Source organism: Rossellomorea sp. H136 (assembly GCF_056838065.1).
The window spans coordinates 3,315,395-3,328,095 of the sequence record NZ_CM166371.1 but is presented as its reverse complement, the minus strand read 5'-3'; the positions used below and the strand labels follow the sequence as shown (position 1 = coordinate 3,328,095).

The following is a 12,701-nucleotide window of genomic DNA, read 5'->3' as shown; positions in this document are numbered from 1 at the left end:
TGGTTTTAAAATTTAATTTTCTCCTGCAAGAACGCCTTTACTTCGCTGATTGGCATTCTGACTTGGTCCATTGTGTCACGGTCACGGACTGTCACTTGGCTGTCTTCCACCGAGTCAAAGTCAAATGTGATACAGAATGGTGTACCGATTTCATCTTGACGACGGTAGCGTTTACCGATTGATGCTGTTTCGTCGAAGTCTATCATAAGATCCTGTGATAATTCTTCATACACCTTAAAGGCATCATCTGATAACTTCTTAGATAGCGGAAGGACCGCTGCTTTGAATGGAGCCAGTGCCGGATGGAAGCGGAGCACTGTGCGTGAATCATTTTCTAGCTCCTCTTCTTCAAAAGCGTCACATAGGAATGCAAGAGTGACACGGTCTGCACCTAGAGATGGTTCAATACAGTATGGTACATACTTTTCATTTGTTTGAGGATCCATGTAGTGAAAGTCCTCATTCGAATGTTCCATATGACGCTTCAGGTCAAAGTCAGTTCGATCTGCTACACCCCAAAGCTCTCCCCAACCGAATGGGAAATTGTACTCAATATCTGTAGTTGCATTACTGTAATGAGATAATTCGTCTTGATCATGATCCCGTAAACGCATATTATCTTCGTTCATTCCAAGGTTTAGTAACCAGTTTTTACAGAATTCACGCCAGTAAGAGAACCATTCCAGGTCTTCTCCAGGTTTACAGAAGAATTCTAGTTCCATTTGTTCAAATTCTCGTGTTCTGAATGTGAAGTTACCAGGTGTAATTTCATTTCGGAAGCTTTTTCCGACTTGAGCAATACCGAATGGCATTTTTTTACGCATGGAGCGCTGAACATTCTTGAAGTTAACAAATATACCTTGAGCTGTTTCTGGGCGTAAATAGATTTCATTTGTAGAAGATTCTGTCACACCTTGATGAGTCTTAAACATTAAGTCGAATTGACGGATATCGGTGAAATCCTGGCTTCCGCAATCAGGGCACACAATACTGTGCTCCTTAATGATTTCTTCCATTTTTTCAAACGAAAGTCCATCCACTATCATCTCGATGCCTTTTTCTTCAAGGGCATTTTCAATGATTTTGTCTGCACGATGGCGTGTCTTACATTGCTTACAGTCGATCATTGGATCGTTGAAGTTTCCAACATGACCAGAAGCTACCCAAGTTTGCGGATTCATTAAGATACTTGCATCAAGACCCACATTGTAAGGGGATTCCTGAACGAATTTTTTCCACCATGCTTTTTTAATATTGTTTTTTAACTCTACACCTAGTGGACCGTAATCCCACGTGTTAGCAAGTCCTCCATAGATTTCAGAACCTGGGAAAACAAATCCGCGATGCTTAGCTAAATTTACTACTTGTTCCATTGACATAAAAGCCACTCCTTTTCATCATGTATGTAATAAAATAAAAAAGCTCGTCCCTAGGCATATAGCCTAGGGACGAGCTTGATACTCGCGGTTCCACCCTAGTTGATATACATCATGCATGTATACCCACTTTTAAATGTAAAATAGCTCGGGATTGCCGTTTCCCTGCTTTCCAGGCTTTCACCGTCCCTGGTCGCTTGAGTGCAGCAAGTACTTATTGATCCGTCATAGCATTATTGATTATAAGATGAAGACATTTTATCATGATAAAGAAATAAAAACAACTACTGATCAGTAGAAGGGAAAAGATTTGAAGTTTGTATCAAAAAAAGATAATCTGTGTTAGGTGAAATTTAAAATATAGTGTTGACACAATTGAATGATAATATGCTCTTTTCATTTTCTTTAAATAGTATATAATATTTCATATAAAGTATAACATAAATCGTTTGTCCGTTAGGTGGTGAGTAACAATCGAACTTAATAAGCGTCAAGAACATATCTTACAAATAGTTAAAGACAACGGACCTATCACTGGTGAACAAATCGCCGATCAATTAAACTTGACCAGGGCGACTCTCAGACCTGATCTAGCCATTCTAACCATGGCGGGTTACCTGGATGCCCGCCCCAGAGTGGGATATTTCTATACAGGGAAAACAGGAACGCAGCTGTTGACAGAGAACCTTAACAAAATATATGTTAAAGATTATCAATCGATTCCTGTAGTGGTAAACGAAAATGTTTCCGTGTATGATGCCATTGTTACAATGTTTCTGGAGGACGTAGGAACATTGTTTGTAGTGGATGGGAATACGTACTTAGTTGGCGTCCTGTCCCGTAAGGATCTATTAAGGGCGAGCATCGGGAAACAGGAACTTAGTACCTTGCCGGTGAATATCATTATGACGAGAATGCCTAATATTACGGTCTGTGAAAAGGATGACCAGCTAATAGGTGTGGCCAAAGACTTGATTCATAAGCAAATCGACTCTGTTCCGGTGATTAAGAAAACAGAAAAAGGCGATTTAGAGGTCATAGGCAGAATTACGAAAACCAATATCACGAAAGCATTTGTAGCGTTAGCAGATGAATATTAGAAGGTGGTGAACGATCGTGAAAGAACCGATCATCTATGTTGTATCCGACTCGGTGGGTGAAACTGCTGAACTAGTCACAAAAGCGGCGATTAGCCAATTCAATGGTTCCAATACGGTCATTAAACGCTTTCCGTATGTAGAGGACTTAGAGCATATCGATGAAGTGATTTCCCTGGCGAAATTAAACCAGGGACTGATCGTGTACACTCTTGTAAAGCCGGATATGCGTGCATATATTAAAAAAGAAGCTGAAAGAGAAGAATTGTACGCATTTGATATTATCGGTCCATTAATGGATAAATATCAATCAGCTTATCAAAAGGAGCCGTTGTTCGAACCGGGAACGGTAAGAAAGCTGGATGATGATTACTTCAAGAAAGTGGAAGCGATAGAGTTTGCCGTCAAGTACGATGATGGGAGGGATCCCCGCGGCATCCTTAGAGCGGATATTGTGCTTGTAGGTGTTTCCAGAACTTCAAAGACCCCATTATCACAATATCTTGCACTGAAGAGGATTAAGGTGGCCAATGTACCACTAGTACCGGAAGTCGATCCACCAGAGGAATTATTTATGGTTTCTCCGAAGAAGTGCTTCGGATTAAAGATTAGTCCTGAGAAGTTGAATACGATTCGCAGAGAAAGATTAAAGTCTCTGGGGTTGAATGATCAGGCAAGCTATGCAAATATTCAACGCATTGAAGATGAGCTGAAATATTTCGAGAAAATAACGAATCGTATTGGTTGCCATGTGATTGACGTAACGAACAAAGCCGTTGAAGAAACAGCCAATGTAATTACGAATATCTATCAGCACTCAAGCAATTAACTTTTAAAAAAGAATGATCTTTTCCCTGAATAAAAGGGAAAAGATCATTCTTTTTTGGTGAATCTAAACGGAAACAATCAAAGGTTTCAAAAATTAAGTTTTTATAGTGGTCAAACTTGTCCGATTATACTATAATAAAAAATTGTGATAAAAATATTTAAAATAGGTTTAGACTAAACTCTTAAGGAATAAACTAATTATTGTGATATGTCAAGTCTCGTCTTAATTAAAATTCGACAATTTTAATCAATTCTCTAGGAAAATTCATAAAGAGAGAAGGATAATACGGAGTGATGTAGAATAGTTAGTATTAGCGAACATAAGTCTACCGTATATGTAGATGCAGATGCTTGCCCGGTAAAGCAGGAAATCATTAAAATTACCAGAGGATATGGCTTTGAAGTAGTTTTTGTTGCTTCTCATGCCCATAGAAAGAACACACCTGACCAAGGCAGGTGGGTATATGTCGATAGTTCGAAAGAAGCGGCTGACTTATATATCATGAACCATGTTCAACCACATGATGTACTGGTTACCCAGGATATTGGGTTGGCGTCATTGGTTTTGCCGAAAAAAGTTTATGCCATCTCTCCCAGGGGAAAAGCCTACAGGGAAGAGAGTATAGTCACGGCACTCGATTATCGATACGTCGCAGCAAAAGAACGCCGTAGAGGAAACTATGGTAAAGGTCCTAAACCTTTTACAAATGAAGACAGAGAAACATTTTGTATTTCCTTCGATAAAATCTTGTCGGAAATTGCAGGAGAATTGGAATAAGTACAGAATGGATTAAGAGGGTAAATAAAAACAGGTGATAAATCGTGTCTGAAAGAATCCCTGAAGATAAGTTAAATAAAATATTATCGTCAACCGATATCGTAGATGTCGTCAGTGATTATGTACAACTGAAAAAGCAGGGACGCAATTATTTTGGTTTGTGTCCGTTTCATGGAGAGAATACTCCATCTTTTTCTGTTTCCCCTGACAAACAAATATTTCACTGCTTCGGATGTGGGGCCGGGGGAAATGCGTTTACGTTTCTAATGGATGTTGATGGTTTAAGCTTCCTCGAAGCAGCGCAAAAGCTTGGTTCTAAAGTAGGGGAAGAAATCTCCATACAGACATCTACGTCTGAAAGGGAGCTTCCCCCTCAAGAAGATGAAAAGCAAATGATGGAAGCTCATGGGTTATTAAGTAAATTTTACCATCATCTTCTACTAAATACAAAAGAAGGTCAGGAAGCCCTCGAATATTTATTGGCTCGGGGGTTTACGACTGAAAGCATTACTAAATTTCAGATTGGGTGGTCACTTCCAAGCTGGGATTTCACCGTTAAGTTCCTTCAGAAGCGCGGCTATTCCCTGGAGCTGATGGAAGCGGCGGGTTTACTCGTTAGAAGAGAAAGAGACAATTCCTTCTTGGATCGCTTCAGGGGAAGAATCATGTTTCCTATAGTTGATACGAAAGGGAACACGGTCGCTTTTTCAGGAAGAAGCATCGATGCGAATGATGAACCGAAGTACTTAAACAGCCCGGAAACGAAAATTTTTAACAAAAGCAGCATCCTTTATAACTATCACGGCGCGCGTTCAATGATTAGAAGAAAACAGCAGGCGATTCTGTTTGAAGGATTTGCCGACGTCATATCAGCCAGTGAAGCAGAGGTTGAAAATGGCGTAGCCACTATGGGTACATCATTAACAGAGCAACAAATCGGACTGCTTAAACGCATGACTGATTCCGTGATCATATGTTATGACGGTGATTCTGCTGGAGTTGAAGCCGCATTCCGGGCAGGAAATCTTCTTCACAATCATCAGCTGAACATTCGTGTCGCAACAATACCGGAACAATTAGACCCTGATGACTACATTTCAAAATATGGTCCAACAAAGTTTCAACAAGATGTAATAGGGGCAAGCTTAACGTTCATGGCATTTAAGCTTCGGTACTATAAGCTGAATAAAAACTTAAATGATGAAGGAGATCGCCTTAAGTATATAGAAGACATACTTAAGGAAATTACCCAACTGAGTAAAGCGGTTGAAAAGGATTATTATTTAAGGTATTTAGCTGATGAGTTCGAATTATCCCTTGATGCTCTTCAACAGCAGCTCTTTGAACTGGAAGGCCCCGGCAAACGGAATTCCAAACCGCCTAAACAGGTAGGTATGCAAGGCAATTTCTCCAGGCAGACTCAGTCTAAACTATTACCCGCTTACCAAACGGCTGAGAGAAGATTGATTGCCTATATGCTCAAGGACCCGAACATCGCTTACAAGATTCAGGAGTGGCTTGCAGGTACTAACCTTAATATTGATGAACATCAGGCTATTATTACTTATTTATTGGGTTATTATGAAGAAGGTCTACCTCCAAGTGCCAGTGCCTTTATCGGGTATCTTCCCGATGAGAGGTTAAGAAGGATCGTTACGGACATTGAAATGATGTCAATAAGCGAAGAAAGTACGGACCAGGAATTAGTGGATTATGTAAATCAGGTGTTAAAACATCAAAAGATGTTGAGAATAAAAGAAAAAGAAGTGGAAAGAAAAGAAGCAGAACGACTAAAGGATTACCGGAAAGAAGCACAAATAGCAATGGAAATCTTACAGCTGCGTAAGTCTCTATAAAGTTTTGTAAGGAAGTTGGAAGGAGGGGAACAAATGGCTGAAAAGTCAGCGCGTTCCAAACAAATAGCATCAGAATTAACAGTTGATCAGGTGAAAGAATTTTTAGTTAACCAAGGGAAGAAAAGAGGAGTCCTCACATACGAAGATATTGCCGATAAATTATCAGGGTTTGAGTTAGATTCCGATCAAATGGATGAATTCTACGAACACTTAGGTGAACAAGGTGTAGAAATCATTAATGAAAATGACGAAGATGATGATCCGGGTGCTACGGAATTAGAGAAAGAAGAGGAAGAAGAATTCAATCTGAATGATTTAAGCGTTCCTCCAGGAGTTAAAATAAATGATCCTGTTCGTATGTATCTGAAAGAAATTGGAAGAGTTGATCTTTTATCTGCAGAGGAAGAGATAAATCTTGCCAAGAGAATTGAAGAAGGCGATGAGGAAGCTAAGCGACGTCTTGCTGAAGCGAACCTACGACTTGTTGTCAGTATTGCCAAACGTTACGTTGGTCGCGGTATGTTATTCTTAGACCTTATCCAGGAAGGAAATATGGGTCTGATTAAAGCAGTAGAAAAGTTTGATTACCGTAAAGGATACAAATTCAGTACGTATGCAACCTGGTGGATTCGTCAAGCCATCACCCGTGCGATTGCTGACCAGGCCAGAACGATTCGTATTCCGGTTCATATGGTGGAAACCATTAACAAACTTATTCGTGTACAAAGACAGTTATTGCAAGACTTAGGGCGTGAACCGGCACCGGAAGAAATTGCAGAAGAAATGGATCTGACACCAGAAAAGGTTCGGGAAATCCTTAAGATTGCTCAAGAGCCGGTATCCCTTGAAACGCCAATTGGTGAAGAAGACGATTCTCATCTTGGTGACTTCATTGAAGATGCAGAAGCTCAATCTCCTTCAGAACATGCTGCTTACGAACTTTTAAAAGAACAGCTTGAAGATGTACTGGATACTTTAACAGATCGTGAAGAGAATGTTCTTCGATTACGCTTTGGTCTGGACGATGGCAGAACCCGCACACTTGAAGAAGTAGGGAAAGTCTTCGGTGTGACAAGGGAACGTATTCGTCAAATAGAAGCAAAAGCTCTTAGAAAACTGCGTCATCCAAGCAGAAGCAAACGATTAAAGGACTTTTTAGAATAGAAACCCCGTTTACTGCCTCTATTGTGAATAGAGGTGGTTTTTTTTTGGTCGAAATAAAGGGTTTTTCATCACCTATGACGAATGTAGCTAAAAGATTTAAGAGATAAAGGTGTGACAACTGTGAAAACAGTAAAAAATTCAAGAAAAGAATTGATTGTGAATGAGATACATCTTTGGAAACAAGCTAATATGCTGCCAGAGCACTATTGTGAATATCTCCTTGCATTATATACCGAAGGAGATGGTATGGAACACAATGATCAAAAGTGTGAAAAAAGGAAGGCAATGCTTAAAGACTTCTTATATTCAATTTGTGCGATATTAATTTCATTATTTGTCATTTATTTTACTGAATTGTCAATCGTTTTGCAAACAACGATTTTGGCAAGTTTTGTCGGATTATTAGTAGCGATAGGAATTTATTATACTAAAAAACAATTATCACCTTTACTCTTGTATATGGCTGCCGCTTGTATATTTCTTCTTGCCTCCATTGATATAACAGAGGAGTTATTCGGTAGGAGTTCTTTCGGAATGTACATAACCTTATTTCTGAACTGTTTCATTTGGATAAGTGCAGGTTTGAAATGGAAGCTGGGTTATTTTTCCCTTTCAGGTTTGGCTGGGGGGATCCTACTAATTATTTTTATATTACTATAACTTCTGAAAATTTAAAAGTTTTTTAAAGTTGAGAAAATTCACTATTCCCTTTTATAATAAGAATGAGAGCGCATTCATAGAGTGCAGTGATTATGCTTGAAAGCGCTATTATGGAAATGGAGTTAGGGCTTTCAGTCATCAAAGTTAGACAAGGGGGATAAGTATGAATTTCGACTTAACACAAGAACAAACAATGATTAAAAAGACAATCAGGGAATTTGCTGAAGAAGAAGTGGCTCCTGGTGCATTGGATCGGGACCGTACAAAGGAATTTCCTAAAGAAATTTTCAAGAAGCTTTCTGACTTGGGAATGATGGGACTTCCTTTTCCCGAGGAATATGGGGGGGCAGGTGCCGATACGGTCAGTTTCGCAATCGTAACCGAGGAGCTTAGCCGGGCTTGTGCGTCGACAGGTATTACGTACTCTGCGCATATTTCACTGGGAGGGGCACCCATTAACTTATTTGGTTCTCATGAACAAAAGCAGGAATACTTAACGCCAATCTGTACAGGGGAATCATTTGGAGCTTTCGGCCTGACTGAACCCAATGCAGGTTCTGATGCAGGCGGTACCCAAACCACTGCAGAAGACAAAGGGGATAAATGGGTTATTAACGGCAATAAGTGCTATATTACTAATGCAAGCTATGCGAATCATCTCGCTTTAACAGCAATTACAGGTAGAAACAATGGGAACAAAGAAATTAGTGCAATTATCGTTCCGACTAAAGCAGAGGGATTTACGGTAATCGATAATTATGAAAAAATGGGGCTTCATTCATCAAACACGACTGAGTTGGTTCTTGAAGATGTAGAAGTGCCGAAGGAAAACCTGTTAGGAAAGCAGGGTGAAGGTTTCAAGCAGTTCCTTGTCACCCTGGACGGTGGAAGGATCGGAATTGGTGCCATGGCTGTCGGTGTGGCACAGGCTGCTTTTGATAAAGCACTGCAGTATTCCAAGGAAAGAAAGCAATTTGGCAAAACCTTATCGCAGTTTCAAGTTACTCAATTTAAGCTTGCTGATATGGCAATGAAGATTGAACTGGCAAGGAATATGGTTCATAAGGCAGCATGGTTGAAAGATCAGGGAAGACCATTTTCGAAAGAAGCTTCGATGTGTAAGCTTTACGCTTCAGAAATCAGTATGGAAGTAGCAGATGAAGCCATTCAGATTCACGGTGGATACGGATACATGAAAGAATACCATGTAGAAAGATACCTACGGGATGCCAAACTCCTTGAAATCGGAGAAGGGACCTCAGAAGTCCAGAGAATGGTCATTTCAAGGCTTATAGGATGTCAATAAGGTGAAAACACCATAACAACAATGAGGAGCTCTATTGGTCCGCTCTGGGGCAATAGAGCTCCCTTCTTTTAATGAAAACTTTCCTTATTTCACAAGAAATGTGTCTAATTTGTGAGAAAGATGGAAAAGTTAATTGATAGTACTTTTACTTTGTCGTTTTTTACAGTAAAATATAAAGTGTTGAAAAAAGCACTATTTTTGGATGTTGTACATAAAGGAGGTTAAATCATGAATCGTAATCCAATAATTCCATTCGTACTTATCATGGCTCTTGGAATTGGTCTTGTTTTCTTCTTATCTTTAGAAGGCCTTAACAACGCTGATGAAAAAGCAAAAGAAGAAGGACACGGGGAAATGGAAGGTAAAGAAGGCGAACAGGCTTCAAGCGGAGAATTCGATCCGGAAGCTAAGTACAAAGAGTCTTGTGTATCTTGTCATGGTGGAAACTATGAAGGTGGCGCCGGTCCTGCTCTTAAAGGAACAAAGCTGTCTAAAGACGAGATCAAAGAAACGATCAAAAACGGTAAAGGTATGATGCCGGCTGGTCTAGTAGAAGAGGGAAATCTGGATGCTATGGCAGACTGGATCAAGTCACTTAAATAATCAATGATTAAAAAAAGGTTCTTTGTCTTTTGGGCAAAGGACTTTTTTTATCGGGAAAAGTTGGTTAGAATGATTATCGTACATAATTTACCCAATAAAAATGATTAAAGGTGAACGAATGAATATTCAACAATTATCAAAACGACTAGAAACAGTTGTGTCATACATACCCAAGCAATCTAAAATCGCTGATATCGGTTCAGATCACGCATACTTACCGTGCTATGCGGTCAATAAAGGTATTGCTTCCTCTGCAATCGCAGGAGAAGTAGTGAAAGGGCCATATCTTTCTGCCATGAAACAAGTGGAAGATGCCCAATTAACTCAGGAGGTAGAGGTGAGATTTGGAAATGGTTTGGAAGTAATCGCTCCAGGTGAAGTAGATTGTATTACGATCGCCGGCATGGGAGGCACATTGATTGCCTCTATCTTGGAAGCAGGTAAAACAAAGCTGACCAATCAACCCAGGTTAATTCTTCAGCCGAATGTGAGTGCAAGGTCCATCCGTACGTGGCTCATGGATAATGAATGGGACTTAGTAGAGGAAGAAATTCTTGAAGAAGATGATAAGGTATATGAAATTTTAGTGGCGGAGAAAGGCAATCCGAGACAACACTACTCTGGTGAGCTTGAAAAAGAATTGCTCCTCGGTCCATTTCTGATGAAGGAGCGCAACGATGCATTTGTGAAAAAATGGAATCAGGAGCTTCGTCAATGGAAGAATATATTGAATAACATGGAAAAAGCGGAAAAAACCGATGCGTTGGAAGAACGAAAACGTGAACTCATTCAAAAAATACAAATGGTGGAGGAGGTTCTTATCCCATGAAGACAGTAAACGGTCATGAGATCATTCAGCTGTTTGAACAATTTTCACCTAAATGTTTAGCAGAAGAAGGGGATCCGGTTGGTCTTCAAATTGGTAAGTTGAACGAGAAGGTTGAGAATGTGATGATCACCCTGGATGTATTGGAGAATGTGGTGGATGAAGCAATTAAAAACAATGTGAAATTAATCATAGCCCACCACCCACCCCTTTTTCGTCCATTAAAGTCCCTGCAAACGGATACCTATCAAGGACGAATGATTGAGAAGTTAATCAAGCATGATATTGCCTTGTATGCGGCTCATACGAACCTTGATGTGGCGACGGGGGGAGTGAATGACCTTTTATCCGACATGCTGCATTTGCAGGATGCGTCTGTACTAGTCCCTACTTACAATGAGGAGCTCCGTAAATTAGTCGTTTATGTGCCAAAAGAAAACGCAAATGAACTTCGAACAGCCCTCGGTAATGCGGGAGCCGGGCACATCGGAAACTACTCACATTGCAGCTTTTCGACTGAAGGAAAGGGGAGATTCCTCCCTGAGGAAGGCACGAACCCTCATATCGGGAAGCAAGGCTCCCTTGAGGAAGTAGCAGAAGAGAAAGTGGAGACGGTTTATCCTGTTTCTTCAGAGAGAAAAGTATTGAAAGCCATGTTTACCCATCATCCTTATGAAGAAGTTGCCTATGATATCTATTCCCTTAAAAACGGATCACCGGCTTTGGGCTTAGGAAGAATAGGACATTTACAAAATGAGATGAGTCTTAAGGAATTTGCGTTGGTTGTGAAAGAAACTTTTGGTATGGACGGAATCAGAGTCATCGGTGATGGGGACGCGAAAGTGAAGAAAGTAGCGGTGCTTGGCGGAGATGGAAATAAGTTTATCGGAAAAGCGAAAAGACAGGGAGCGGATGTATTCGTTTCAGGAGATATCTATTACCACACCGCCCACGATGCCATGATGATGGGGCTGAATGTAGTTGATGCAGGTCATCACATCGAAAAGGTCATGAAGGATGGAGTGGCCAGTTATTTAGCGAAAAAATCCTCTGAAAAAGGGTATATCGTCAATATATTCGCGTCAAAAGCTGAAACCAACCCATTTACGTATATGTAATAATGAAAGGCCCCTTAGAATTTCTAAGGGGCCTTTCACCTTTATTTTGTTCCCAATTTAGCTTTTCGTACTTTAGGGAGAATTTTATCTAATGGAACATTCCGCTCTCTTGTCCAAGTGGATTCATCATTTGGATTAAAAGCTTCAAGGAATTTAATGACTTCTTTTACGATTGGGGTAGGAGTGGATGCACCGGCTGTTACAGCAACGACGCCCGCATCTTTAATCCATTCTATATCCAATTCACTAATGTCGGAAATGCGATGTGCAGGAGTACCTGCGATATCCTTTGATACCTGAGCGAGCCGGTTGGAGTTATTACTCTTAGGATCTCCAACTACGATGAGAACATCTGCATCACCAGCTTGTTCAGCTACTGCTTCTTGACGAACCTGGGTAGCCAGGCATATTTCTTTGTGCAGCTCAACGTGAGGGTACATTTCTTTCACTTTATCCATCGTATCCAATACATCCCATTGACTCATCGTCGTTTGGTTAGTCACAATGATTTTTTCGTTATCAATTGAAAGTTCTTCTACATCTTCTGCTGTTTCCACGAGATGCACAATCTCAGGTGCAACCCCGACAGCCCCTTCAGGCTCAGGATGTCCTTTTTTACCAATATAGATCACGTCATAGCCTTCCGCTTCTTTAGCGCGAATCAGATCATGGGTTTTCGTTACATCGGGACAAGTTGCATCCAGTGTGACAAGTCCTTTTTGTTTGGCTATTTCTTTCACTTCAGGAGAAACTCCATGAGCCGTGAAGATAACCGTTCCTTCATTTACTTGTTCGATGATTTCTTTTCTGTTGCTGCCATCCAGGGTAATGATACCGTCTTCTTCGAATGCGTCAGTCACATGCTTATTGTGAACGATCATGCCTAAAATATAAATTGGACGAGGAAGCGATTTGTCTAAAGCGGCATTTCTTGCAATGACCATTGCATCTACAACACCGTAACAATAGCCTCTCGGAGTAATCTTAATAATTTCCATCTATGAATATCCTCCTACATGAGAAAAGGTTTTGTCTTCATTATAAAGGAGAACAGCCCTCCTGACAAAGAGAACGATAATAATGTGAACC

Annotated in this window: 12 protein-coding genes; 10 read left to right on the top strand and 2 right to left on the bottom strand. The window is 40.4% G+C overall.

Annotated elements, in window-relative coordinates; all coding sequences use genetic code 11:
• Positions 1-5: 5 nt before the first annotated feature.
• Complete coding sequence (locus tag ACYH0O_RS17100; protein ID WP_482629652.1) at positions 6-1,379, bottom strand: glycine--tRNA ligase; 1,374 nt, start codon at positions 1,377-1,379, stop codon at positions 6-8.
• Positions 1,380-1,849: 470 nt separating this feature from the next.
• On the opposite strand from ACYH0O_RS17100, the gene ccpN reads away from it, so the two are divergent.
• From ccpN to ACYH0O_RS17050, 10 genes are all read left to right on the top strand, one after another.
• Positions 1,850-2,476, top strand: coding sequence for a transcriptional regulator CcpN (ccpN, locus tag ACYH0O_RS17095; RefSeq protein WP_149158020.1), 627 nt, complete (start codon positions 1,850-1,852; stop codon positions 2,474-2,476).
• Positions 2,477-2,489: 13 nt separating this feature from the next.
• Positions 2,490-3,302, top strand: coding sequence for a pyruvate, water dikinase regulatory protein (locus tag ACYH0O_RS17090; protein WP_113970612.1), 813 nt, complete (start codon positions 2,490-2,492; stop codon positions 3,300-3,302).
• 309 nt (positions 3,303-3,611) lie between these two features.
• Complete coding sequence (locus ACYH0O_RS17085; protein ID WP_482632598.1) at positions 3,612-4,079, top strand: YaiI/YqxD family protein; 468 nt, start codon at positions 3,612-3,614, stop codon at positions 4,077-4,079.
• A gap of 44 nt (positions 4,080-4,123) precedes the next feature.
• Positions 4,124-5,935, top strand: a complete 1,812-nt coding sequence (gene dnaG / locus ACYH0O_RS17080; protein ID WP_482629651.1) for a DNA primase — start codon at positions 4,124-4,126, stop codon at positions 5,933-5,935.
• A gap of 33 nt (positions 5,936-5,968) precedes the next feature.
• The gene (gene rpoD, locus ACYH0O_RS17075; RefSeq protein WP_148969711.1) at positions 5,969-7,099 is read left to right on the top strand and encodes an RNA polymerase sigma factor RpoD; all 1,131 of its coding nucleotides are present in this window, start codon (positions 5,969-5,971) and stop codon (positions 7,097-7,099) included.
• A gap of 120 nt (positions 7,100-7,219) precedes the next feature.
• The gene (locus ACYH0O_RS17070; protein WP_482629650.1) at positions 7,220-7,759 is read left to right on the top strand and encodes a hypothetical protein; all 540 of its coding nucleotides are present in this window, start codon (positions 7,220-7,222) and stop codon (positions 7,757-7,759) included.
• 163 nt (positions 7,760-7,922) lie between these two features.
• On the top strand, positions 7,923-9,065 hold the full coding sequence (locus ACYH0O_RS17065; protein WP_482629649.1) for an acyl-CoA dehydrogenase: 1,143 nt from the start codon (positions 7,923-7,925) through the stop codon (positions 9,063-9,065).
• Between the two features lie 228 nt (positions 9,066-9,293).
• Entirely contained in the window at positions 9,294-9,668 is a 375-nt protein-coding gene (gene cccA / locus ACYH0O_RS17060) for a cytochrome c550 (protein ID WP_148969708.1), read from the top strand.
• A gap of 118 nt (positions 9,669-9,786) precedes the next feature.
• Positions 9,787-10,497 (top strand): tRNA (adenine(22)-N(1))-methyltransferase, encoded by a 711-nt coding sequence (locus ACYH0O_RS17055; protein ID WP_482629648.1) that lies wholly within the window; start codon positions 9,787-9,789, stop codon positions 10,495-10,497.
• On the top strand, positions 10,494-11,612 hold the full coding sequence (locus tag ACYH0O_RS17050) for a Nif3-like dinuclear metal center hexameric protein (RefSeq protein WP_482629647.1): 1,119 nt from the start codon (positions 10,494-10,496) through the stop codon (positions 11,610-11,612). The genes ACYH0O_RS17055 and ACYH0O_RS17050 overlap by 4 nt, the downstream gene beginning before the upstream one ends.
• A 41-nt stretch (positions 11,613-11,653) precedes the next feature.
• Here the strand turns inward: ACYH0O_RS17050 and ACYH0O_RS17045 are convergent, their stop codons facing one another.
• Positions 11,654-12,610 carry a 4-hydroxy-3-methylbut-2-enyl diphosphate reductase gene (locus ACYH0O_RS17045; protein WP_482629646.1) on the bottom strand — a complete coding sequence of 319 codons (957 nt, stop codon included), beginning with the start codon at positions 12,608-12,610 and terminating at the stop codon, positions 11,654-11,656.
• Positions 12,611-12,701 lie beyond the last annotated feature (91 nt).